The organism is Lactobacillus crispatus (assembly GCF_018987235.1).
GTDB lineage: Bacteria > Bacillota > Bacilli > Lactobacillales > Lactobacillaceae > Lactobacillus > Lactobacillus crispatus.
Genome location: NZ_CP072197.1, coordinates 1,720,735 through 1,744,397, shown reverse-complemented (window position 1 = coordinate 1,744,397; position 23,663 = coordinate 1,720,735). Strand labels below are relative to the sequence as shown.

Below are 23,663 nucleotides of genomic sequence, written 5' to 3'. Positions count from 1 at the left end.
AATGAAATGTCACTAGGGGTGCGTAATGCTGAGATAATACCCTTCGAACCTGAACAAGATAATACTTGCGCAAGGGAAAGTGCTAACAAGAGAATTAACTTTTATTTGTGTGCTCCTACTGACAGTATGTTAGTAAGGAGCATTTTTTATGTTTACTAGATCGTCAAAATGGAATGTAAAATCAGTTATTTTAGTTGCCTTAATCGGGATCATCATGGGTGTGATTTACACTTATGGCTTTAACAATGTGTATAACTTAGTAAAATTAAGCTTTTTACCCACCGGTTATGCACCGGTTGTTGACAACGTTTTTACTGGCTTATGGTATATGGCTGCTCCTTTAGCGATGTATTTTGTACCAACTAAGGGAGCTGGAACTATTGGTGAATTGCTGGCTGCCACGGTTGAGATGGCGATCGGTGGCCAGTGGGGAGCCTTGACTATTTTTGAGGGGTTAATTCAAGGAGCAATGAACGAGATCGGCTTTTTCCCTAAAAAAGAACGCTATGAAAAGTTCTCATGGAAGAGCGTTTTGACTGGTGCTTTCTTTGCCAATTTAGGTGGTTTTATACCAAGTTACTTTTTGTTTGGTTGGAGTCATTATCAGGTTAATGTACAAATTTTGATGTTTATTGTAAGTATGATTTCATCATTACTGTTTGATGGTGTCCTAGTGAAATTGATTACCAATCTTTTCGATAAAGCATTAAAACCTAAAGTTGCCTAGAAACTATAAACCATACCTTTTCGTATACACACACTTTATTAATACCATTTGAGTGATAGAATAAGGTTAGATGTATTGTATGCGTTTTCAAAAAAAGGGGACTTATATGGCTCGACGAAGTAATGCAGAAAAGGAAGCTGAGGCAGAAGCAATTAAGAACTGGAATCCGCGTTACAAACATAATGTTATTATTTATTTATGGATCTACGGCATTTTGGGTGCAGTAACTGGGATTACGAATGATGCGGCTCTATCTTATTACAAAATTGTAGCGCCACACCTGATTTCTGGATTAAACATTTTTAATGCGGCAACTGCTATTTTGATGTCAGTAATGATCGCTACAGTTCACAAGTGGGGTTATCGCAAGATTTTGTTGATTTTGCCGCCAATGACTGCGATTTTTATGGCTTTAACTTGTATCACGACTAACCAGCTCGTTATCATGATTGCTTATACTATTTCTTGGACAGCAATTGGGGTTTATGATTTGATGTATCCATTAATGTGGACCTCATATGTTCCGGGAAAAATTAGAACTAAGATGTTCTCAACAGTAATGATTGTTAATTTGATTACACAAACGATCTGTACGTTTTTAGGTGGGAAAGCTGTCGTTTGGTTCTTTGGTTTGATTAGAGGCATTCCTTATCATGAGGCATCTGTTCTTTCTGGTAAGTCAGAGATGTTAACTGGTCAAACTTTAGCAGATTATACAAATTCATACAGAATCCTGCTTTACATTACGGCTGCCGTAACCATGTTAGCCTTTGTTTTGGCTTTGTTTATTCATGATGTGCCACGTGATTATCGTTCTACTGCAGATGACAAGGAGCCTAGCAGAGCAGAGAAGATGGCTATGTATAAAAAGCTTTTGAGCAAGAAGACATTGATGTGGATTGTCTATATTGCCGGTATTCAACTTGGTGCTCGTTTAGTTGCTGTTTATGTGCCGATTTATTTGAATAGTTATTTGCACATTCCACGTGATGTTACTTCTACCATTAACACCTTTGTTCAAGCAGCGATGCTAATTGGATATTTCTTTGCGCCATTCTTGGAAAAGAAGATGGGGGCGATTGTTTCTGTTGCTGCAGGTACATTGACCTGTGTGCCAGTTATGTTGTTGCTGGCTAACGGTCGTCGCTTAGGTAGCGGGACAGTTTTGTTTGTAATTGTCGGTCTTTTGCTCTTCTTAAGAACAGGATTAGCCAATGCCACAATGCCAATTCAACAAGAAGTTCAGATGGTTATTGTTGATAAGGACTTGCGTCCAGCCTTTACCGGTGTGGTTCAGATTGCTTATGCTGTTGTCGGTGTCATTGATGGACTCTTCACCGAATTTTACTTATTTACTACCCAAGATGGTTATGCAAATGCCTATTACATTGCAGCGGTAATTTATGTTATTGCTAGTGTCTTGCTTTTGGTCTTCTTTGCCAAGAAGTATAACCGAATTTTGGACACAGCTAATGCACAAGATGATAATCAAAATTAAGATAATTTAGAATAAAGAAAAGACCTGATAATCTTCGCTTTGTGATTATCAGGTCTTTTGCTGCTTATTTCAAAACAGATTGTAACTTAGTAGTTAACATGTCAATTGCAACATCATTTTCCCCACCTTCAGGTACGATGATATCGGCATAGCGCTTGGTTGGTTCAATAAATTGGTTTGTACATTGGCTTAACTGTACCCAAATATTGATTAATAACAGAGTCAAGTGAACGACCACGTTCCTTCATATCGCGCTCAAGTCGGCGAATAAAACGGATATCATCATCGGTATCAACATAAACTTTAATATCCATCAAATTGCGAATATCTTCATTGAAGAGGACTAAAATTCCTTCTAAGATAATAATATCGGCCGGCTCAACATGAATAGTTTCATCGCTTCTAGTATGAGCGGTAAAATCATAAGTTGGCATTTCAATCGGTTTTCTGTGCATTAACTGACTTAATTGTGCCTCAAGTAGCGGCATATCAAAAGCATCAGGATGATCATAATTAATTTTCATTCTTTCTTCCATTGATACACCAGTATTATCTTTATAATAAGAATCCTGGGTCATGATCATAATGCGATCTTGATCATTAATATTATCCGCAATTTCATGAGCGATGGTAGTTTTGCCGCTTCCAGAACCACCAGCAATTCCAATGATAACGGGTTTTTCAAGTTTTCCCATTTCAAACTCCTTTGTTTTTCAATATATCACTAAATATTTTAAGCTATTTTCCGAATATTAACAGCATTTATTTGTATTAAAAACGGATTCATTTTGAAGTATAAGAAATTTTGCTTGCTTTTTATCCCAAAATAAGGTTAAATACATATAAATAAATTAAAAGGCTATGAAAAAGACAAGTAGATAGTTTATTTCTAACAGTGAGTTGGTGCTAGTGAAAAGCCAATAGACCCTGAACTATTGAAAAACACTTTTAGCAGCTCACCGAAATAACAATTCTTAGAGTAGGTTGAGACGTCTCCGGTACGTTACCACACCGGTGAAGCATGATAGTGCTTCATGAGTAGGTCTATATCTAATAGGCAATGTGGGTGGTACCGCGGAAAGAAGTCTTTCGTCCCAGTTTAGGGATGAGGGACTTTTTCTTTATCCTAAAAGTTAGTAGTTAATAAATTCGTAAGTAGCGTTAATATGATTATTTTAATCTAGCTAAATACAAATATATTTTGCTAAAACCGAATAAATTTATAAGATTAGCAGGCTATTATACTATTTTGAATTGCTAAAATATTTAGTTTTAGCTTTAAGAAGAGTAAAATAATTATATTGTGTAGACAAAGGAAAGAAAGGTAGAAGCCATGACAGCAATTATTGAATTTAAGCATGTTGATAAGTACTATGGAAAGCTCCATGCATTGAAAGATATTAACTTAAAGATTGATGAAGGCCAAGTGGTTTCAATTATTGGTCCATCTGGTTCAGGTAAGAGTACTTTAATTAGAACTATGAATGGCTTGGAACCAATTAATAGCGGTCAATTAATTGTAACTGGGTATGATTTGGCTGATAAAAAGACCGATATTAATAAGATTCGTAAAAATGTTGGGATGGTATTCCAACACTTTAATCTCTACAATAATCACACTGTGTTAGAGAACGTTATGCTGGCGCCTAAGATTGTGCTAAAGCGTCCTGATGATGAGAACCGTAAAGTAGCGATGCAATATCTTGAAAAAGTAGGTATGGCCGATAAAATTGACTCTTATCCTCGTCAATTATCTGGTGGACAAAAACAAAGAGTAGCGATTGCTAGATCATTAGCAATGCACCCTAAGGTGATTTTATTTGATGAACCAACTAGTGCCCTTGACCCAGAAATGATTGAAGATGTTTTAGAAGTTATGAGATATGTTGCTGAACAAGGCATTACTATGGTTGTGGTTACCCACGAGATGGGTTTTGCTAGAGAAGTAAGCAATCGCTTAATTTTCTTTGATAATGGTCATATTTTAGAAGATCGCAAGCCAGAAGAATTCTTTGCTCATCCAGATACTGAACGTGCTCGGCAATTTTTAAGCAAAGTTATTTCTAAAGATTAAGGTGACACGCCATGAAAAAGATAAAAAGATTTCTTTTCTTGCCTTTGCTGATTCTATTAGCGTTTACCTTAACAGCTTGTGGCAAGCATGCTAGCAATAATGTTTATCAAAAGGTAAAAGAAAGTAAGACAATTGTTTGGGGCGTTAGAGCAGATACTAGATTGTTTGGCTTAACGAACATTAAGACAGGACATATTGAAGGGTTTGAAATCGATTTGGCTAAGGCTTTAACTAAGCAAATGCTAGGTAAAGATGCTAAAACCGATTTTGTTACTACTACTGCCAACACTAGAATCCCACTTTTAAAAAATGGAAATGTTGATGCTGTTTTAGCCACAATGACTATTACACCAGAACGTGCCAAGCAAGTAACCTTCTCTAAGCCATACTTTCCAGCCGGTTCATCTTTGTTAGTGCCTAATAATAGTAAGATCAAGAATGTTAAGGATCTGGAAGGCAAAACTGTTTTGGCCGTTAAAGGAACTACCGCAGTTGATGATGTACATAAGTATGCCCCTAAAGCGCGGATTTTGCAATATGATGACTATGGTCAAGCAATGTCTGCATTGAAGGCTAACCAAGGTGTGGCATTAACTACTGACAATGGTTTGCTTGCCGGTATCGCTCAAGAAAATCCTGGTTATAAGTTAGTCGGCGGCGTCTATAGTAATGCTCCTTACGGAATTGCTGTTAATAAGGGACAAAAACAAATGGCTGATCATATCGACCAAGCTTTGAATGAATTACAAAAGAATGGTACTTATGACCGTTTGATTAAAAAGTGGTTTGCTGGAATTCCTGGTTTTAGTCTAAAGGGGGTTTTGAAATAATGTGGCAAATTATTACTAACAACTGGGGCAGCTTCCTAACAGGTTTTTGGAATACTATTTTAAGTAGTATTATTGCTCTAGTTTTCAGTTTGATTTTAGGCGTGATTTTTGCCTTGCTTGAGGTAGCACCATCTAAATTTGGCCAAGTGATCGCGAAGATCTATATTGCGATTTTTAGAAATATACCTTTGCTGGTAATTGTCATGATCTTTTATTTGATCGTTCCACGTTATATTGTGAAATTGTCAGGATTTCAAGCGGGGACAATTGGTTTAACGCTTTATACATCAGCGTTTATTGCAGAGACTGTTCGTGCGGGAATTAATTCAATTGGAACTGGTCAAATGGAAGGTGCTCGCTCCAACGGTATGACCTATGTGCAAGCCATGCGTTATGTCATCTTACCTCAAGCGATGAAGATAGTGATTCCACCACTAGGCAACCAGTTTGTCAACTTGGTTAAAAACTCTTCAGTTTTGGCCTTTGTTGCCGGTTTTGACTTGATGTATCAAGCACAATTGATTGCGTTCTCAACATTCCAAACAATTGATACTTATATTATTGTTGGATTGTTCTACTTGATCTTGACTTTGCCGCTTAGTTACTACATGCGTCATTTAGAGAAAAAATTAGTCAACTAATAGGAAGGGGATAGAGAATGGAAACTTTTATTCATGCATATTCATGGGTCGATATCCGCTTCTTATTACAAGGACTTTGGGTAACGATTTATGTTTCATTAATTTCAATTGCATTAAGCTTCGTAGTAGGATTAATCTTAGGATTAGTTCGCTACATGAAAATTAAGTATGTGTCTGCAATTGTAGGCTTTATTATTGATATTATTCGAAACTTGCCGCTATTGTTGATCATCTTCTTTACCTATTTTGGTTTACCTCAATTAGGTATTGTAACGAATCCAACGACAGCTTCAATTGCAGCGTTAGTCATCTTTGAAGGTGCAATGCTAGCAGAAATTGTTCGTTCAGGAATTGGCTCAGTTGATTCGGGTCAAATGGAAGGTGCCCGTTCCAACGGGATGTCGTATGGTCAGGCTATGTATCATGTAATTATGCCACAAGCTTTGCACAATATGATTCCGGCATTATTATCACAATTTGTATCATTGGTTAAGGATACTTCATTGGCAACTATCATTGTTTTGCCAGAGCTTTTATACCACGCACAAATTATTTACAGTCAGAACACGACTTACTTAATTCCAATGTATGTGATTATTGCAATCATGTACTTTATTGTCTGTTTCTGCTTGTCAACGATTGCAAATTACTTGCAGAAAAAATATGATTAAAGGCTCAAATTATCCAAAAAACTAACTCATGCTAACATAATAGTAAGAGTTAGTTTTTTATTTTAGGAAAAATTATGAGTGTAAATGCACAGTTAACAGATCGTGAACGAGTTGAATTAACTAAAAAGGCATATGATGAATTGCAGCTGGGTGATACTATCAAAATAGATCAACATTATCTTGGAACTGTTTGTCGTAATGTTTATGCTAAGGATGGGATGCGAGCCTTCGTCATTTCAAGTCCGAATGAAATAACAATCTTATTTAAAGGATCATATGGTTTTAAAAAGGGGACTCCACAAACTTGGCGTGATGAATGGATTAAAACTAATCTACCAATTTTAAAAGCACTGCTTGCACGAAAACGGACGATTCCTAGCCAATTAAAGTCAGCTGCTCACTTATTGAATCAGACAATTAATCAATTTAAAGGTAGTAGAATTTATATTTATGGTCATTCGTTAGGTTCAATTAATGCTCAGTTTGCTTTAGCTAATTGTCGTCATCCAGAAGCAATTGCAGCTGCTTATCTGTATGAAGGAACCAATATTTGGCTGTTACTGACGCCAGCTGAACGACGTCAGGTGGCTAAAATGCGGGAGAAAATTTTTAACTATGTCGATATTTATGACCCGGTTACGTTAGGAATTACTGAGACGCACCATATGGTAGGAAAATTGTGTTATGTGGATAGCGAACCGATGCAACCAATTAAGCAGCATATGTGGGGAGGATATAACTTTAATGCAGATGGTAGTTTGAAGTTACGTAAGGTTGATCAAGCTTTTCTGGCAGAAAGTCGTAGTGAGCGTAAGTTACTTGCTCGTTCAGGTGATTTGGCAGATTTTTTAGAGAAAATGGGCTCAGCCGAAGAAGTAAAAAAATTAGCTACCGATAAAATTGAGCAATTAGTTCAACGCTATCCTGATCATAAGAGTTTGGCAAAATTGGCCGCTCTTTTTGAAGGAGAAAGAAATGATAAATTAAGCCATAGAAAGAAATGATAAATTAAGCCATAGAAAGAAATAGAAATTTATAGAATTTAGTAGAAGCAAATGCTTTAATCTTTACTAAAGATAATATGTGGAGATGAAGATTATGGCAGTTCTTAAACCTAAAGAGATGGCTGAACGCTTGGGTGTGACAGTGCGCACTTTACAGGAGTGGGATCGTAAAGGAATTTTTCCAGCACATCGTACTCCAACAAATAAGCGCTACTATACTGAACAGGATTATCTTAAGTACATTAATAATAATTCTGATCCTAAGAAGGATAAGCGCAACGTAGTTGGCTACGCACGCGTTTCAACTGCTAATCAAAAGGATGATTTAAAAGATCAAGAAGAGTTCATACGCGAATTTGTCAACACTAAAGGGATTATTCTTGATGAAATGATCACCGATATTGGTAGCGGTCTGAATTATAAGCGCAAAAAGTGGAATAAGCTTCTTGATGAAGTAATGCAAGGAAAGATTAAAACAATTTACATTACTTACCAAGATCGTTTTATCCGCTTTGGTTATGATTGGTTTGAAAAACTATGTAATCAAAATGGCACTAAAATAGTAGTCTTAAACAATCGAGAAACGTCACCTAATGAAGAATTGGTTCAAGATGTCTTAAGTATTTTACACGTCTTTTCTTGTCGTCTTTACGGCTTACGTAAATACAAGCATAAGATTAGCGAAGACAAGGAGTTGACTAATAAATGATAGTAAAAACACGCGTTTACCGTCTAAAACCAGATGAGGCGATGAAGCAAATTTTGGACGATTGGTGTAACTACCGTCGATACTGTTGGAATCAAGCCTTGGCTTTATGGCAAGACTTGTATATGGCACATACTATTTTTGATAAAGTAGTTGCCACTACCTTTATTCCTAAGCAGAATAAAAAGACTAAGAAATGGCGCATGACTCATCAAGATTATCACTTAAATCCTAGTCCTAATTGGCGTTTAGTAAGAGATCTAATGATTGAACAAAAGGAAGATTGGCAGTATGCCTACTCTGCTCGCACTTTACAGTTAGCGGTACAGGATTTAGGCAAAGCATGGCAAAATTTCTTTAATAAAGCACAGCCTGATTGGGGCAAGCCTAAGTTCCGCTCTAAGAAAAATCCGCGCCAAGGCTTTAAAACTGATCGAGCAAAGATAGAGGATGGACTACTTTGGTTAGAAATGCCTAGAGATACCCCATATAAGGATCGTTGGGCAGGGATCGAGCTTTCAAATAAGCCTTTATCGGGTAAAATTGGTGTAGTTTCAATTTTTAAAGTAAACCATAAGTATTATGCTTCTATACCTTATAAGCTAGAAAAGCCTTTACCCAAGGCTAAAACTGGCAAAGGTACAGGAGTTGATATTAATGTAGGTCACTTTAATTATCAAGATGGACAGTGTTTAGTCTTGCCTAAGTCACTAAAGAGGCTTTATGCGAAAATCAAGTTTTATCAAAAGCGTTTAGCTAAGAAGCGGACAGTTAATGGCAGAATCAAGGGGACACAAAGTAATAAGTATTTGAAGACGAAAACCAAGCTTCAATCTTGTTATGAACGTGTTTCCAATATTCAGCACGACTTGATGCACAAGTTTACAACCAAACTGGTTAATGATTATGACCAAATAGTAATTGAAAACTTAGACGTAAAAGGCATGCTTATGAGTCACGTTGCTTCAAAAGGTATGCATCGATCAATGTTTGGACTGTTTAGACAGCTATTGGCTTATAAGTGTGATTGGTATGATAAAGAACTGATCTTGGCTAATAAGCTTTATCCGTCAACACAAAGATGTGCAGTTTGTGGTATGGTCAAAAAAGGTGATGAAAAAGTCACCTTAAAGGGTAATCAAAAGCATGGCACTAAGCATAATGAATATATTTGTTATAATCCGGACTGCCCAAATTATGGCAAAGTAGTTGATCGCGATGAAAATGCCATGAAGAACTTGACGCTGTTAATCAGCCATCCAGAATTAAATAAAGCAATATAAATTATCCACGGTCAGGCTATGACCGATAACGATGCCATCATAGTTGGTCAATGCGATTACTCCCTAGTTGGAATATCAGAATACCGGCGTTTTAACGGTGGCGAATGTAAAATGGAAAGGAAAAATATAAGCCTTTGAAGTATGGAAAATACCATTCTTCCATGCTTTTCTACATTTTATATAGCAGAAATACGGAAAGGTAAAAATCGGTAAAAGAAACATACTAACCTAGTGTTGGATCATGAATCGACGGATTCACGATCTGGCACTTTTTATTTTGTCTAAAATAGAAAGTGAAGATAAAGCAAATCAAGTCTTCAGCTTTTTAGACACTTGATGTCGTAAAAGAAACGGACTGCTTTACCACCTATTCTTAAGTCTCTTCGAAGTCTGTGGGCACTTAGATGCCGTGTTTAGAAAATTAGAATTAATAGGTTGATAAAGAGGTTTATCTTCACAGCGGAGGTTATATTATGGAATCACAAATTATTTTCGGTATTGATGTTAGCAGTAAATCTTCCACAGTTTGTGTGGTTAATGACCGGATCAAACAAGGCGAATCTTTTAGAATCTCTAATGATTCCTTTGGCTATCAAAAACTTTATGAGCAACTGAACCAATATTTGATAACTCCTTTAGTTGTTTTCGAAGCTACTGGTGTTTATTCTCTAAGCCTGCAAGCTTTCTTAGAGGATTATCATATTAAGTATTTGAAGCTTAATCCGCTTAAAGCGAAAAAGCTAATGGACAATAATTTACGCCATAATAAAACTGATAAGGTAGATGCTTATCGCCTGGCTTTAATTCAATTTAATGCCCCGCAAAAGCTGCGTGATCCACAGCCCAGAGAGTATCATGAACTTCAGAATGCCAGTCGCTATTATGAAGAACTTACTAGGAGTATAGTTACTACTAAAAATCAATTGCACCGCAACCTCCAATCCACTTTCCCACAAATTGAAGAAATACTGTCTCATCCATCTGGCAGAATTTATTGGGCGCTTGTTAGTCTTTTCCCACATGCTGGATATGTTCTAGAAAAGAATGAGACACAGGTAACTCAAATGCTTAATTCTATTTCTGGAATAGGACAACAAAGGGCACGGTACTTAACCACAAGATTATACGCTTTTGCTAGAGAAGCTTATCCTTATGATTCCAAAGATAGTATTATCGTTAGAGCTATTCAAAGGAACATTTCTAATTTATTTTCACTCCAGCAAGAACGCGACTATGTAATTAACTACATGGAAAAGCTGGCTAAAGCAGTAAACGCTCGTGCTTTATCCATCTATTTGAGTATCCCAGGGGTTGCTAGAATTACAGCAGTGAGATTAGTAGCAGAGCTCGGTGATCTAAGACGGTTTAGCACTTCAGCTCAAATTGATGCGTTTGTTGGCATTGATCCAGGAAGGTACCAATCTGGTGAAAAAGACAGTTCTCTTGGCATTACCAAGCATGGCAATCATATTGCCAGAAAAATACTTTATCGAGTTATTACTCAAATGGAGACGGTAAAGGCTACGCAGCCTTGCCATATAACTGATTATTATGACAAGAAAAAACGATCTTCAAATAGCCAAGGCTATAAGAAAATCGCCATTGCATCAGTCCATAAACTGATACGCACAATGTTTGCTCTTATCAAACATGATCAATTATATGATTACAACATAGCCACCGAAAATAAAAGACTTTAGCTGAAATCAAATAATCAACTTAAGTATAAGCAACCTATGGAAAAACTACAAGTATTCATAGGCTTATTTGTGGTACTTTCGCTTTTTCTTAAATTTAAACTCTTATTTGCTTTAACCTTATTCGCATCATTAAAACAAGTAAATTTATTTTCTTAAATCATTGATAATACTTGACTTTGGGTAGAAAAAAAGCAAATTATGCTAATTTGCTTTTTCGTTAGACAATGATTATTTAACCAATGCCTTAGTTTTGTATGCATATGCAGCAGTATAAGGACCAGCACCAGTAGCTATTCTTAATGCCTTAACCTTTTTGCCGTTAACAGTTCTAGTAACAGGGATGTAGTATTCACCATCACCAGCTAAGTTAACCCAATTGTTGACATTGAAGCCCTTTTTATAGTTAGCTGCAGCATAAATATTTTCAGTTTTTTTGATGAACTGATTACGCTTCTTAGCTGAAACGTTGTAAACATTTTTCTCGAAGAACTTTTGTGAAGGTACGTAAAGCTTTTTACCATCTACGCTATGAGCAGTGATCTTTACCTTAGAAATTGTTTTATCACCCTTTTCGCGATAATACCAGGTGCCACGGGTTGCTTTTGGTGTGGTAAAGGTTTTAGCAATACCATAGCCTTTAGGAAGCTTGCTAGCATAAGTTGATGTAGATACCAAGAACAATAAACCGGCTAAAAAGGGTACGAAAAGTAATAGTTTCTTTTTCATAGTAGTTTCCTCCGTTTAATAAAGGATATTTTAACTACTTTTATTATAATGGTTTTACAGGAAAAATAATATAAAAATCTATAAAGAATTAGATTAGCATTAAAAATTTTTGAAACTGTCAAATCTTTTGTGTAAATAGATCTTTCTCGTAAATTGATTTTTTAATTATTTATTTAATCAAAGTAGGATTCTAAGGTGTCCTGAACCTGACCAAAGCCTTTATGAATTCGATTGAAATAACGGTCATTGTAGCTCATTGCCTGGATGCCAATAAATGCATCAAGCGACTGTTCAGTTGGAAATTCTGCCTTAGGCTTAGCTTTACGCTTGATGACGTTGTTAAAGGATTCAATCATATTGGTTGAATAAATTGAAGCTCTGATTTGTTTGGGATAATTGTAGAAGACTAGCAGATCGGGCTCAATTTCCTTCAAACCTTTGATGACATGGCTATAAGCTTTATTCCATTTGGCATAGAATTTGTGCAAGACAGCTGCAGCTTCTTTTTTGCTTGTCTGTTGATGTATCTGCTTGAATTCGTTCATGATCTTTTCACGATCGTCGACGCGTACTTTAGCGCAGATATTGCGCATGACATGAACCAGGCAGCGTTGAAAATGAGCTTTAGGATAAGTCCTGGCCAAGGCTGTTTTCATGCCAACAACACCATCAGAAAGAAAAAGCTCAACTTGCTTCAAGCCTCTGGACTTCATGTTTTGAAGCATCTCTGTCCAAACTTCAATGTTCTCACTAGGAGCAATGCAGTAGTCAATGACTTCCTTATGTCCATTAGGTTTAATGCCAATGGCAATATATACTGCTTCACGCTCAAACGTTTCTCGGCGCAAAGGAAGGTATGTCGCATCCAAATAGACACAGAAAAACTTGTCGCTTAGCTTGCGCTTGTGATAAGCCTCAATCTTGGGGAGCATCTGCTTGGAAATATTTGATACTTGAGCTGGACTATAATGACTGCCATACATTTTCTCAATCAAGTCAGCGATTTCTCTGGTAGTTACGCCTTTGGAGTATAGCTTGATAATCGTGCTTTCCAAAACATCAGAGTGCTGCTTGTAGTCAGGCAGCGTGTGCTGATGAAACTGACCGTTGCGGTCTCGAGGCACTTGCACTTCAATTGGTCCAAACTGGGTATCAACCTTGCGGAAATAAGCACCATTTCTAGAATTGCCAGTATTCCAGCCATTTCTGGCATAGGGATCATAGCCTAGAAAGGCAGTCAACTCAGCTTCTAGCAAGTTATTAACAGCCTGTTGTAGCTCTTTGCGCAATAAATCATTTATTTTGTCTGGATTGAATAGAGCTTGAGCAAAATCTTTGGTAAAATCATTCATGAAGGAGTTCTTCTTTCTGTATGTGTTTTTTTGTTCAAACCAATCATACGAGAAAGGAACTCCTTTTTCTAATGTTTAAAGAAATAAATTTAAGGAATCATTCATCCTTACACAAACTATTTTACAGTCTCGAATTTTTGTATAATATTCATATTTAAGAAATAAGAAGGTAAATATATGACGATTGATTATAGAAAAGATATTATTGATTTAATGCAGGCGACGGGGAGCGATCCCCAATCACTGAAGCAGTCAATGATTGCGTTGAAAATTATTAGTAAAATATATAACCAGGCAGTACTAGGCAATCCACCTGAGAATAAGAATGAAGTCGTTAAAATTGCGGAAAAAGCTGATCAGGCTGTAAAAAATGAGCCAGAAATAAAAACTGAGAATAAGCTAGAAAATAAAACTGAAATAGAAACTAAAAAAGAAAATGATGAAAATACTGTAGAAAAAATAAAGCCGAAAAAAACGAAGGAAGAGCTTGAAAAAGAAAAAGCTAAAAAAGAAGAAGCTGCTAAAGCTCTGAGTCCTACGGTTTTAAAGAATAAAAACAAATATGCGACCATAACTCCTATTCCTAAGCCTGTGGTTAAGAAAATAATTCCTGTGGCTAAACCAAAGGAAAAACAATATGAGATTAGACGTAAGCTGCTAGGTGCAGAAGCAGTGGATGAGAATGGTCATTCAGTACAATATTTTAATGAACACTTGACTAGAATTGAAAAGCTGGAAAACGGTGATACAGTTACTTTGCTAGATCACTTAAATGACAGTGGCAATCGTCCAATTATTAAAGTTGAGCATCATGCAAAGTCTTTTGCGCCAGATGAGGAAATTATCGAATTTGGTCCAGCGGTAGTTCACCGTGATTCTTTTGGTTTATACATCAAGCAGGACTCTAATGGCAAAAACCTAAGTCAAGTAAATCCTGAAAAAGCTATTTTATACTTAGACATGAATACTGTAAGTCACTTTAACTTACACGAAAATGACCTGATTAGTATTGTTTGGCGAGTCAGTGATCCATCCTTCATTAGGGTTAGATGGCGTTATGCCGAAGCTGAAGTTACTATTCCAGAAAAGAAGGAAAAGCCGGATAAAAATAAAGAAACGGAAAAGCACAAGACTAAAGGTAGACACAAGTCTTTATTGCATCAATTAGAAAAAAAGGAGAAGCAGTCGTCTGAAAAGCAAAATGAAGACTATACTTCCCGAATTGATTTTGACCTCGATAAAAAACGAGTTATAGGAGACAAGAGCTTAACCTCTAACTTGGCTAAGGTGATTGAAGCACACAATGGAGTAGCTCGAATTATCGAGATGAAACAGGCTTCTAATGTTTTACGTGCATGTAAGGAATCGAATTATGTCATTCTAATCCAGTCATACATTAAGCATTCTATCAGTCAAATCCTGATCAATTCACCACACAAGTCATATTCGATTGCAATGGCCACAACTGCAGGGCAATTAGCGGTAGAAAAGGCTTTATATCGTGCTCGTTACAAGTTGAATGTAACTGATAATGATCAAATTCAATATCCATTTTTAGTAAATAATTAGGTAAAAAAAGAAGTTCAATTAATACTGAACTTCTTTTTTTGATATATATTTTATTTGAAAAATTATTGCTTCCAAGCAGCATCAAGCTTATCTTTACCAGTCTTGATATCGCTATTCCATGATTGCTTTTTACTTGCCTTAGCTAAAATGGTTTGCATGTTAGCATTAACTTGATCATATGCGGCAGTAGCATTCTTAGTTACTGGTAAGAAGTAAAGGTTCTTAGAGGTCTTGGCAATAATTGCTGGGATCTTGCTGTTCTTGGCAGATTGGTAAACCTTGTCGTTGATAGCAGCAGTATTAACTGGCATGTAGCCTGTTTGTTTAGCCCAGTAAAGTTGTGATGACTTAGAAGTTAAGAACTTAAGGTACTTAAACGCAGCTGACTTTTGCATTGCGGTTAACATATAAATGTCAGTACCTTGTTGTACGTTCATCGTGCTTGGACGAGCAGCTACACCATAAGTGTAACCCTTCTTAAGTCCTTGCTTAAGGTAAGCTTCATTGGCAGTTGAACCGATGAACATAGCAACGCGACCATTGTTGAATGGAGTTGACATGTACTTTTCAGTACCAGCTTGCATGAAGTAGCCGGCTCTTACTCCATTAGCGTAGTAGTTGATGGCTTTAACGGAATCCTTGGCAGCAAAGTTTAAGTTCTTATTGAAGTCTTTGCCGTAAGTTTCCTTCATTTGCATCATGTAGTAATTGTTTAAAGCATCAAATCCAACACCGCGTACTTTGTGGTGACTTTCACGGTAAATTTTTGCGGATGCAGAAGCCAATTCACTCATGTTAGTTGGGACTTTAACATCATACTTATCAAGTAAGGTCTTATTGTAGAAAAGTACTTCAACTGACTTGTTGAAAGGAACACCATATTGTGTACCGTTGATGTTTGCACCATTCCAAAGAGATTTCTTAATGCCACTCTTAGCATATGAGCCCCAGCCAATTTCAGAATTGTTAATGTATGGGGTTAGGTTAACAAGCATATTGTTCTTGGCAGCATTGTAAAGCCAGCCAGGATAAGCTTGAGTAATTGTCGGTAAATCCTTTGGCGATTGCAAACCTGAAACCAACTTAGATTGTAAATCAGAGTAGTTGCCACCTTGGCTTTGCAACTTGATAGTAATGTTAGGATTTTTCTTTTCAAAATCTTTAGTCAATTTTTGCAAACTGCTTTGCGCATTACCAGTTAGTGAATACCAAAAGGTAACGGTAGTCTTCTTGTTAATCTTAGTTGGAATCTTCTTATTAGATGAAGATGAACTAGAATTATTATTTGAACATGCACTCAAGCCTAGAACAGCTAAAGCTGCGGCACCAGTAAGTACCAATTTTTTATAGAATTTCATGATTCTTCCTCTCATGTATATCATGTATTTCTTTTACAAAGGTAGTTTATCATAGATAGACGTACTATTCCTAGCTTTATTAATAAAAATGTTCACAATTAACCGATAAAATTGTTAAAATGATGTTAAATGTATGATATCTTTGGTTTAGCAGGTGAAAAATATGGACAAGAATCCTTTAGTGTATGAATATTCAATTGGTAAGCGTAAGCCATATGATTATGATTATGGTAATCGGCAAGGAAATCAGAATGCTGGCTGTCCTTTTTGTGATGTGCAGCATCTAATTAATATTTATGAAAAAGATGGCGATAAGATTTGGTTGAAGAATAAGTACCCTACGTTAAAGGATACTAATCAAACAATTTTAATTGAATCAAGTGATCACCAGGGAGATATTTCAACTTATACGCGTGAAGATAATCAAGAGTTGATGAAGTTTGGCTTGAAGTGTTTTCAAAAAATGAATAATTCAGGCCGTTATCAGAGTGTGCTTTGGTATAAAAATTTTGGTCCCAAGTCTGATGGTTCTTTAACTCATCCACATATGCAGATCGTGGGCTTATATCATAAAGATGGCTATCACGATATTGGCGCTGATAACTTTAAAGGATTTGAAGTCGGGCGTTCGGGTTCAGTTGAAATGAACTTATCAGCGCGTCCAGTTCAAGGCTACCAAGAAGTAAATATTTTGACACATGATAATACTAATTTGAATACTTGGGCCGATTTGATTCAAAAGGGCACACAATATGTGCGTTCAGTCTTGTCACATGGTGTTGATTCTTATAACTTATTTTTCTATCCAATTAATGATGGTCAAGGTACTTGTTGCAAGATTATTCCACGATTCTATGCTTCACCATATTTCGTTGGGTATAAGATCTCGCAAGTTGACGATTCAGATACATTGAAGTGGGAAGCTGAGCGCTTAAAAGGCTTCGTTAATGGTGGTATTTTACAGTAAGATTTCAAAAATGTGTGTTCAATATTTTGAATACGTTTTTTGTTATAATTGAGGTTGAATAAATCCATTTTTAGAAGAGGATGCTCATAATGAAGAAGATTGTAGTTATTGGTTCAAGTAATGTTGATACAACATTACATGTAAAAGACTTTCCTAAGCCTGGTGAAACAATTAATGCGCTAGACATTACTACTGCTGGTGGCGGTAAGGGTGCTAATCAGGCAATTGCAGCTGCTAAAAGTGGAGCTGAAACTTACTTTATTAACCGTGTAGGTGAAGATAGTGAAGGAAATTTTATCACGCATCAGCTCAAGAGTTATGGCGTGGACACAACTTATGTGCAAACCACAATGGGAGCAAAGACAGGCCATGCTTATATCACGTTGAATGAAGCTGGGCAAAATGACATCATTATTGATCACGGCGCAAATTATGAACTGACAGTGGAAGATATCCGTGCAGCTGGTGATTTGATTAAGAGTTGGGATTGTGTAATTGCTCAATTCGAAATCCCATTAGATGTGACGCTTGAAGCATTTAAGATTGCTAAAAAGGCCAAAAAAATCACTATTTTAAATCCAGCTCCTGCAGTTGATGAGATTCCTAAAGAATTACTGCAATATACTGATATCATTACACCGAATGAAACTGAAAGTGCCAAGATCACTGGCATTGCAATTAAAGATAATTCAACGCTGGCCACTAATGCAGAAAAACTACACATGCTTGGTGTAAAAAACGTGGTTATTACCTATGGTGATAAGGGTGCGTATATTTCAACTCCCGATGTTGAAGAATTAATACCAGCTTATAAAGTTGAAGCAGCCGATACTACTGGTGCAGGAGATACCTTTATTGGATATTTGGTAAGCAATTTGAATTCTGACCTATCTAACTTTGAAGAAGCAGCTAAAATTGCAAGTCGTGCATCTTCAATTGCCGTACAACGTTTAGGTGCTCAGCCTTCAATTCCAACTGAACAGGAAGTTAAACAGGCGATGGAGGATGATGAATAATGAACAAGCAAGAACAAGATCGTTTGAAAAAAGAAGCAGCAGAAAAAGCAGCTGCCATGGTTAAATCAGGTATGGTATTGGGCGTTGGTACAGGTTCAACCGTTGCCTTTTTCATTGATGCTTTAGGTAAGCGCAAAGATGAAGACGGCTTAAAACTGAAGGCTATCGTAACTACTAGTAACCGTAGTAAAAAACAACTTGAGGGCTTAGGCTTTAAAGTTAGTGAATTGGCCGATATTGATCAAGCTGATTTAACTGTAGATGGTGCTGATCGGGTTGCCAATAACTTGGATGGAATCAAAGGCGGCGGTGGTGCATTAACTTTAGAAAAAAATGTAGCAATCAATTCTAAGAAGATCATTTGGATCGTTGATGAATCAAAATTAGTGCATCGTTTAAGCGGCTTCCCATTACCAGTTGAAGTTTTACCAATTTCTTGTGAACAAAACTTTAAACGTTTTGAACAAGAAGGATTAAAGCCTCGGTGGCGTATGGATGGCAATCAACGTTATGTGACTCACTATGGAAATTATATTATTGATTTGGCTGCAGATCCTGTTCCAGCACCTCATGGTTTAGCTGATTACCTTGATCATACTGTTGGCGTAGTTGAACATGGCTTGTTCCTGGATATGTGTGACGAAGTAATTATTGCTCATAGTGATGGCACCATCGAAGATAAGAAAAAGTAAATTAAGTGACTGAAGGAGATTTCATCTCCTTTTTTATTTTTTCAAAAAAGATATATTTTTATTGCAAAAAATCTAGACTTTTTCTATACTAGTAAAAATTTTAATTTTTAAGTGAAATAGAGGATAAAAACTTATGAATAAAATATCTGGTAAGCAAAAGGTGTCTTTTGCTGGCCTTTTAATTGCTATCGGCATTGTCTATGGTGATATTGGTACTAGTCCTTTGTATGTTATGAAGTCGATTGTGACTGAAAATGGTGGAATTAGTAATGTTAACCGTGAACTAATTGTTGGCTCCATTTCGTTGATTTTTTGGACTGTTACATTATTGACAACGGTCAAATATGTGATAATTGCCTTGAAGGCGACTAATCATGGTGAAGGAGGGATCTTCTCTCTTTATGCATTGGTTAGAAAGAGGGCTAAATGGCTAGTTATCCCAGCTTTAATTGGTGGAGCAGCATTGTTAGCTGATGGGACATTAACTCCAGCTGTGACTGTTACAACTTCAATTGAAGGCTTGAAAAATATGCGCTTTGGTGATGTAATTCCAGTTTCGTCGCAAGATATGGTTATCTTGATTACTATTGTTATCCTGGTTTTACTATTTTCAATTCAAAGAATGGGAACGAGTGTGATTGGTAAGGCCTTTGGTCCAATCATGCTCCTGTGGTTTACTTTTTTAGGGCTTATTGGACTTATGAACTTAAGCCATGATTGGAGTTTGCTTGATGCAATTAATCCAATTCATGCTTTGCGTATTTTATTTAGTCCTGCTAATAAAGTGGGTATTTTGATTTTAGGTTCAATTTTCTTGGCAACTACTGGTGCTGAGGCTCTTTATTCAGATGTCGGACATGTCGGGAAAAGTAATATTATGGGCTCTTGGCCTTATGTGTTTGTTTGCTTGATTTTAAACTATTTAGGGCAAGGCGTCTGGATTTTACAAAATGCTAATTATCATGCTGGTAATGGTGATTTCAATCCATTTTTTGAAGCAGTACCAAGTAGTCTAAGATTGTTTGCTATTGCTTTGGCTACGATTGCCGCTATTATTGCTTCTCAGGCTTTGATTACGGGTTCATTCACTTTAGTAGCTGAAGCAAGTAGTTTAAAATTTTTACCAAGAATGAATATTATCTATCCTTCAAATGAGAAGGGACAGATTTATATTCCTTCAATTAATAAGATGATCTGTGTCATTACAGTTGCAATTGTTTTCTTATTTAGAACTTCACATCATATGGAAGCAGCATATGGTCTGGCCATCACGGTTACCATGTTGATGACAACTATCTTATTATTTGAATATCTGGGTAAAAAAGGTACCGCGCTATCAATACGATGCATTTTCTTAGTAGTCTTTGCCTTTATTGAAGGGATGTTCTTATTCTCAAGCTTAACTAAGTTTTTGCATGGCGGTTACGTCACTGTTTTAATTGCTGGTTTTATTTTGGCAATCATGTACGTGTGGTTCTATGGCAATAAGATCCGTGATAAGCGTGAGGAGCAGAATGCTTATGTTCGCTTAGATGAATATACAGATATGTTGACTGAGTTGAGCCACTGTGATGATTATCCAGTTTACGCTACGAATGTAGTTTATATGGCTAAGGTTAAGTATAATAAATTCATTAAGCGCGAAATGCTTTATTCAATTTTGGATAAGAGACCTAAACGGGCTAAGGCTTACTGGTTTGTAACTGTTAATGTTACTAACGAGCCATATACTGCAGAATACGCGGTCAATACTTATGGTACTAAGAATGTAATTAACGTTCAGTTGTATTTAGGTTTTAGAAAACAAACCAGTGTAAATGTTTATTTGCGGCAAATTGTTCATGATTTGATCGCTGATGGAACGATTGAAGTTCAACCACAACAATTCACTACTACACCGGGTCGTGATGTAGGGGACTTCGCCTTTGTAATTGTTAACGACGTAATTAGTCCATTAACTAAATTGACAGGCTATGAAAAGTTCATGGTTGAAGCAAGAGTATGGCTGCAGAATTTATCTTCTAACCCTGCATCTTGGTTCGGACTGGAGTATGCCGATACTGTGGTTGAGCGTGTGCCATTAGTATTAGGTGACCATGAAGAAGAACACATTCAACGTATTAAACCCAAAAAAGAAAAATAATTATTAGAATAAAACCAACCACTTTCTTAATTGGTTGGTTTTTTGCTATTATAAAAGTACTTAATACGAGAGGATAATTTTATGAACAAGAGACCTTTAATTATCAGTACTGATCCTGGCATTGATGACATTGCTGCCATGACGATTAGTCTTTTTGCACAAGAACTTGATGTGCGCATGATTGTGCCTACTTGGGGTAACGTGGCACTGAAATATACCTTGCAAAATACCTTAAATTTAGAAAAGTTTTTGCATACTAAGGTTCCTGTCGTAGTGGGTGCTAATCAACCACTGGTGGCACCAATGATTAGTGCTGCTTCGGTTCATGGTAAAACAGGGATTGCCGGCTTTGAATTTGAACAAGCTGATGATTCTTTAATTGAACCTGGTCTTGCTGCAACGTTGATGGCTAAGGAAATTAAAAGTAGTCCAGAAAAAATAACTCTGATGGGCATTGGACCATTAACTGACTTTGCCTTACTTTTTAAGCAATATCCTGAAGTTAAAGAAAATATTGCGGAAATTGTAATTATGGGTGGTAATATTGGTCACGGAAATCATAGCCCATTTGCGGAATATAATATTGCGGGAGATCCGGAAGCAGCGCAGGTAGTTTTTCATAGTGGATTACCAGTTAAGGTTGCTCCACTTGAAATTGGAAATAAGGCCCATTTAACACCAGAGCAAATGGATAAAGTTAAGACATGTGGTGAAGTGGGTAATATGTTGTATTCACTTTTCTCTAACATTCATGAACCAGACGGTGATCCGCGAATTAAGATTTATGATCCGACTGCAGTTGGAATTATGCTTCATCCGGAAATGTTTACAATGAAAAAGGCAAACGTGAATATTGAATTGCGCGGGCAATATACTTATGGTGCCAGCGTAATGGATTTTATGGACCAAGAACATGCCAATGCGGAGATTGCGACAGATGTGGACTTGGATAAGTTTGCAACTTGGTTTATTGATAGTATTAAAAAGGCAGATCAAGGACGAGAATAATGGCAGATTATGTTTATCGGACAGTTATGCATGACATTAAACAGAATATTTTGAATAATCAGTATGAGGGGATGCGACTGCCTGATGAACGCAGTCTAGCCGAACACTATCAGGTAAGTCGATCATCAATGAAGCGTGCGCTGGAGCTGTTGGCTCAACAAGGGATCGTTTTTAAAAAGCGAGGTAGTGGAACTTTTATTAATCCACTATATTTGCGCAATCGGGCAATGTTTCGTTATGATGGATCGAATCTTGGAATCACTGATTCTTTTAAAGTCCCTGGTAAAAAACAACAAATTAAGTTGCTTGATTTTCATGTGATTAAGGCAACTAAAGAAATTGCGGAAGACTTATTTTTAAATGAAAATGATTTTGTTTATGAATTCAAGCGTCTACGACTGTTAGATGAACAACCATTTTTAATTGAGACTGGATATTTGCCGATTAAAATTGTGCCGGAATTAAAGCCAGAGACTTTACAAAAGTCTTTGTTTAACTATTTGGAAGATGAACAGGGAAAGACCGTTACTAAGTCATTCTTGAATATCACTGTTGAACCATCGAATGAAGAAGATCAGCAGAAGCTAAATTTGAAGTCGACTGAACCTGTTGGTGTAATGGAAGGGATCTTCTTCTTGGATGATGGGACGCCGTTTGAAGTATCAAATATGCGCGTGCATTATCATTATATGAACTTTAATACCTTTGTTAATTTGGGTAAATAAAAAGTAGCTGTGTTTTCTTAAGTCAATTAGTTTAAGAAAACTTGGCTACTTTTTTATTTTGCTCATTCAGACGGTTTTAGTTTACAGTAATTATTATTTCTCTACTTTAGCTAAATATGAATCAAGCACCTCTAAAACCCCATCATCATTGTTATTCGGGGCCTCATACTTGGCGATTTTCTTAACTTGATCTTCTGCATTAGCCATCGCATAACTGTAACCGGCTAGTTTTAACATCTCAGCATCATTCATTCCGTCGCCAAAGGCAATTAATTCATTGGGTTTAGCACCAAAATAGCGTAAGAAGTATTTTAGAGCGCTCCCTTTATTAACGCTGTAAGGCACAATATCAAGCAAACCGAAACCACTAGAAGTACAGTGAATCTTCTCGGCATGGGTTTGGTTGAATTCTTTTTCTAATTCCGCGGAAAAATCATATTGATAACTTAAGGTGATTTTAGTAATCATATCCTGCGGATTGATAGCCGCTGCTAAATCAGTAACTTCAATTCGATCGGGGTAATAGAAGTTCATCGTCTGCTTAAAACTAGGAGAAGCATTAATAGTTGTATATGAATTGTTGATCCCAGTGACAATAATTGAACTCTTGGAATAATGCTCTTTGATAAAACTTATTAGATCTAAGGTTGTTTTATAAGTGAGCAAATGAGTGCTAATAATTTGATTATCTTGAAGCAAAAGCGAGCCATTGTCAGCAATCATGTCGATTCGGTTTAAAAAGCCAGCAAAATCTTTGCGTAATCTGGTATAAGGGCGCCCACTTGAAACGATAAAGTGAATCCCCTTTTTGTGTAATTCTGTTAAGATGCGGTCAAAGCGCTTGTGATCGAAAGTTTGATCATCATGCATGAAAGTGCCATCCATATCGACAGCAACAACTTTGAATGGTAATTTTGTCATAATTATTTCCTTTGAAAAAATCTATATCTTTTAACAATATTATTGCATAAAA

Annotated in this window: 21 protein-coding genes, 1 pseudogene, 1 riboswitch and 1 other annotated feature; of the genes and pseudogenes, 17 read left to right on the top strand and 5 right to left on the bottom strand. The window is 36.6% G+C overall.

What is annotated here, in order from left to right; genetic code table 11:
* Nucleotides 1–4 precede the first annotated feature (4 nt).
* Nucleotides 5–95, top strand: a riboswitch (TPP riboswitch).
* A 53-nt stretch (nt 96–148) separates the two neighbouring features.
* Both J6L97_RS08460 and J6L97_RS08455 read left to right on the top strand, forming a co-directional pair.
* Complete coding sequence (locus tag J6L97_RS08460; RefSeq protein WP_057726755.1) at nt 149–727, top strand: ECF transporter S component; 579 nt, start codon at nt 149–151, stop codon at nt 725–727.
* A 106-nt stretch (nt 728–833) separates the two neighbouring features.
* Nucleotides 834–2,225, top strand: coding sequence for an MFS transporter (locus tag J6L97_RS08455; RefSeq protein ID WP_005724286.1), 1,392 nt, complete (start codon nt 834–836; stop codon nt 2,223–2,225).
* Between the two features lie 64 nt (nt 2,226–2,289).
* Here J6L97_RS08455 and udk read toward each other — a convergent pair.
* Nucleotides 2,290–2,920: pseudogene (gene udk / locus J6L97_RS08450) on the bottom strand (uridine kinase).
* A 157-nt stretch (nt 2,921–3,077) separates the two neighbouring features.
* Nucleotides 3,078–3,325 (top strand) — a binding site (T-box leader).
* Nucleotides 3,326–3,558: 233 nt separating this feature from the next.
* On the opposite strand from udk, the gene J6L97_RS08445 reads away from it, so the two are divergent.
* The 8 genes from J6L97_RS08445 (at nt 3,559) to J6L97_RS08410 (ending at nt 11,134) form a co-directional block, all read left to right on the top strand.
* Nucleotides 3,559–4,299 carry an amino acid ABC transporter ATP-binding protein gene (locus J6L97_RS08445; RefSeq protein WP_005720821.1) on the top strand — a complete coding sequence of 247 codons (741 nt, stop codon included), beginning with the start codon at nt 3,559–3,561 and terminating at the stop codon, nt 4,297–4,299.
* Nucleotides 4,300–4,310: 11 nt separating this feature from the next.
* Nucleotides 4,311–5,129: a transporter substrate-binding domain-containing protein gene (locus tag J6L97_RS08440; RefSeq protein WP_005724283.1), complete on the top strand. Its 819-nt coding sequence runs from the start codon at nt 4,311–4,313 to the stop codon at nt 5,127–5,129.
* Nucleotides 5,129–5,770 carry an amino acid ABC transporter permease gene (locus J6L97_RS08435; protein ID WP_005720819.1) on the top strand — a complete coding sequence of 214 codons (642 nt, stop codon included), beginning with the start codon at nt 5,129–5,131 and terminating at the stop codon, nt 5,768–5,770. The genes J6L97_RS08440 and J6L97_RS08435 overlap by 1 nt, the downstream gene beginning before the upstream one ends.
* A 17-nt stretch (nt 5,771–5,787) precedes the next feature.
* Nucleotides 5,788–6,441: an amino acid ABC transporter permease gene (locus J6L97_RS08430; RefSeq protein ID WP_005724282.1), complete on the top strand. Its 654-nt coding sequence runs from the start codon at nt 5,788–5,790 to the stop codon at nt 6,439–6,441.
* Nucleotides 6,442–6,515: 74 nt separating this feature from the next.
* On the top strand, nt 6,516–7,445 hold the full coding sequence (locus J6L97_RS08425; RefSeq protein WP_057726756.1) for a DUF2974 domain-containing protein: 930 nt from the start codon (nt 6,516–6,518) through the stop codon (nt 7,443–7,445).
* Between the two features lie 94 nt (nt 7,446–7,539).
* Nucleotides 7,540–8,154, top strand: a complete 615-nt coding sequence (locus J6L97_RS08420) for an IS607 family transposase (RefSeq protein WP_054832840.1) — start codon at nt 7,540–7,542, stop codon at nt 8,152–8,154.
* Nucleotides 8,151–9,434, top strand: coding sequence for an RNA-guided endonuclease InsQ/TnpB family protein (locus J6L97_RS08415; protein WP_023488285.1), 1,284 nt, complete (start codon nt 8,151–8,153; stop codon nt 9,432–9,434). Before J6L97_RS08420 ends, J6L97_RS08415 begins: the two co-directional genes overlap by 4 nt.
* Nucleotides 9,435–9,904: 470 nt before the next feature.
* Nucleotides 9,905–11,134, top strand: coding sequence for an IS110 family RNA-guided transposase (locus J6L97_RS08410; RefSeq protein WP_080668519.1), 1,230 nt, complete (start codon nt 9,905–9,907; stop codon nt 11,132–11,134).
* A 228-nt stretch (nt 11,135–11,362) separates the two neighbouring features.
* On the opposite strand, the gene J6L97_RS08405 is transcribed toward J6L97_RS08410, so the two are convergent.
* On the bottom strand, nt 11,363–11,860 hold the full coding sequence (locus tag J6L97_RS08405) for a hypothetical protein (protein ID WP_054833095.1): 498 nt from the start codon (nt 11,858–11,860) through the stop codon (nt 11,363–11,365).
* A 173-nt stretch (nt 11,861–12,033) separates the two neighbouring features.
* Nucleotides 12,034–13,212, bottom strand: coding sequence for an IS256 family transposase (locus tag J6L97_RS08400; RefSeq protein WP_005728142.1), 1,179 nt, complete (start codon nt 13,210–13,212; stop codon nt 12,034–12,036).
* Nucleotides 13,213–13,389: 177 nt separating this feature from the next.
* Here J6L97_RS08400 and J6L97_RS08395 point away from each other — a divergent pair, with 177 nt between their 5' ends.
* Complete coding sequence (locus J6L97_RS08395; RefSeq protein ID WP_057726561.1) at nt 13,390–14,781, top strand: hypothetical protein; 1,392 nt, start codon at nt 13,390–13,392, stop codon at nt 14,779–14,781.
* A gap of 62 nt (nt 14,782–14,843) precedes the next feature.
* Here J6L97_RS08395 and J6L97_RS08390 read toward each other — a convergent pair whose 3' ends face one another.
* Entirely contained in the window at nt 14,844–16,139 is a 1,296-nt protein-coding gene (locus tag J6L97_RS08390) for an extracellular solute-binding protein (protein WP_057726560.1), read from the bottom strand.
* Between the two features lie 163 nt (nt 16,140–16,302).
* Here J6L97_RS08390 and J6L97_RS08385 point away from each other — a divergent pair, with 163 nt between their 5' ends.
* From J6L97_RS08385 to J6L97_RS08360, 6 genes are all read left to right on the top strand, one after another.
* Nucleotides 16,303–17,106, top strand: a complete 804-nt coding sequence (locus J6L97_RS08385; protein WP_057726559.1) for a DUF4931 domain-containing protein — start codon at nt 16,303–16,305, stop codon at nt 17,104–17,106.
* Nucleotides 17,107–17,195: 89 nt separating this feature from the next.
* Nucleotides 17,196–18,122 carry a ribokinase gene (gene rbsK, locus J6L97_RS08380; protein ID WP_013086000.1) on the top strand — a complete coding sequence of 309 codons (927 nt, stop codon included), beginning with the start codon at nt 17,196–17,198 and terminating at the stop codon, nt 18,120–18,122.
* Nucleotides 18,122–18,814 carry a ribose-5-phosphate isomerase RpiA gene (gene rpiA / locus J6L97_RS08375; RefSeq protein WP_013086001.1) on the top strand — a complete coding sequence of 231 codons (693 nt, stop codon included), beginning with the start codon at nt 18,122–18,124 and terminating at the stop codon, nt 18,812–18,814. Before rbsK ends, rpiA begins: the two co-directional genes overlap by 1 nt.
* A gap of 133 nt (nt 18,815–18,947) precedes the next feature.
* On the top strand, nt 18,948–20,957 hold the full coding sequence (locus J6L97_RS08370) for a KUP/HAK/KT family potassium transporter (protein WP_057726558.1): 2,010 nt from the start codon (nt 18,948–18,950) through the stop codon (nt 20,955–20,957).
* An 81-nt stretch (nt 20,958–21,038) separates the two neighbouring features.
* Nucleotides 21,039–21,965: a nucleoside hydrolase gene (locus tag J6L97_RS08365; RefSeq protein ID WP_013086003.1), complete on the top strand. Its 927-nt coding sequence runs from the start codon at nt 21,039–21,041 to the stop codon at nt 21,963–21,965.
* Nucleotides 21,965–22,690 (top strand): GntR family transcriptional regulator, encoded by a 726-nt coding sequence (locus J6L97_RS08360; RefSeq protein ID WP_054832752.1) that lies wholly within the window; start codon nt 21,965–21,967, stop codon nt 22,688–22,690. Before J6L97_RS08365 ends, J6L97_RS08360 begins: the two co-directional genes overlap by 1 nt.
* 93 nt (nt 22,691–22,783) lie before the next feature.
* On the opposite strand, the gene J6L97_RS08355 is transcribed toward J6L97_RS08360, so the two are convergent.
* Complete coding sequence (locus J6L97_RS08355; protein WP_054832751.1) at nt 22,784–23,611, bottom strand: Cof-type HAD-IIB family hydrolase; 828 nt, start codon at nt 23,609–23,611, stop codon at nt 22,784–22,786.
* Between the last annotated feature and the right edge of the window lie 52 nt (nt 23,612–23,663).

Bases quoted from the DNA above. Each gene is read 5' to 3' on its own strand.
- J6L97_RS08405 (WP_054833095.1), bottom strand. From the start codon at position 11,860: ATGAAAAAGAAACTATTACTTTTCGTACCCTTTTTAGCCGGTTTATTG.
- J6L97_RS08355 (WP_054832751.1), bottom strand. From the start codon at position 23,611: ATGACAAAATTACCATTCAAAGTTGTTGCTGTCGATATGGATGGCACT.
- J6L97_RS08365 (WP_013086003.1), top strand. From the start codon at position 21,039: ATGAACAAGAGACCTTTAATTATCAGTACTGATCCTGGCATTGATGAC.
- J6L97_RS08455 (WP_005724286.1), top strand. From the start codon at position 834: ATGGCTCGACGAAGTAATGCAGAAAAGGAAGCTGAGGCAGAAGCAATT.
- J6L97_RS08395 (WP_057726561.1), top strand. From the start codon at position 13,390: ATGACGATTGATTATAGAAAAGATATTATTGATTTAATGCAGGCGACG.
- J6L97_RS08370 (WP_057726558.1), top strand. From the start codon at position 18,948: ATGAATAAAATATCTGGTAAGCAAAAGGTGTCTTTTGCTGGCCTTTTA.
- rpiA (WP_013086001.1), top strand. From the start codon at position 18,122: ATGAACAAGCAAGAACAAGATCGTTTGAAAAAAGAAGCAGCAGAAAAA.
- J6L97_RS08440 (WP_005724283.1), top strand. From the start codon at position 4,311: ATGAAAAAGATAAAAAGATTTCTTTTCTTGCCTTTGCTGATTCTATTA.
- J6L97_RS08460 (WP_057726755.1), top strand. From the start codon at position 149: ATGTTTACTAGATCGTCAAAATGGAATGTAAAATCAGTTATTTTAGTT.
- J6L97_RS08390 (WP_057726560.1), bottom strand. From the start codon at position 16,139: ATGAAATTCTATAAAAAATTGGTACTTACTGGTGCCGCAGCTTTAGCT.
- J6L97_RS08420 (WP_054832840.1), top strand. From the start codon at position 7,540: ATGGCAGTTCTTAAACCTAAAGAGATGGCTGAACGCTTGGGTGTGACA.
- J6L97_RS08445 (WP_005720821.1), top strand. From the start codon at position 3,559: ATGACAGCAATTATTGAATTTAAGCATGTTGATAAGTACTATGGAAAG.
- J6L97_RS08425 (WP_057726756.1), top strand. From the start codon at position 6,516: ATGAGTGTAAATGCACAGTTAACAGATCGTGAACGAGTTGAATTAACT.
- rbsK (WP_013086000.1), top strand. From the start codon at position 17,196: ATGAAGAAGATTGTAGTTATTGGTTCAAGTAATGTTGATACAACATTA.
- J6L97_RS08430 (WP_005724282.1), top strand. From the start codon at position 5,788: ATGGAAACTTTTATTCATGCATATTCATGGGTCGATATCCGCTTCTTA.
- J6L97_RS08385 (WP_057726559.1), top strand. From the start codon at position 16,303: ATGGACAAGAATCCTTTAGTGTATGAATATTCAATTGGTAAGCGTAAG.
- J6L97_RS08415 (WP_023488285.1), top strand. From the start codon at position 8,151: ATGATAGTAAAAACACGCGTTTACCGTCTAAAACCAGATGAGGCGATG.
- J6L97_RS08435 (WP_005720819.1), top strand. From the start codon at position 5,129: ATGTGGCAAATTATTACTAACAACTGGGGCAGCTTCCTAACAGGTTTT.
- J6L97_RS08400 (WP_005728142.1), bottom strand. From the start codon at position 13,212: ATGAATGATTTTACCAAAGATTTTGCTCAAGCTCTATTCAATCCAGAC.
- J6L97_RS08360 (WP_054832752.1), top strand. From the start codon at position 21,965: ATGGCAGATTATGTTTATCGGACAGTTATGCATGACATTAAACAGAAT.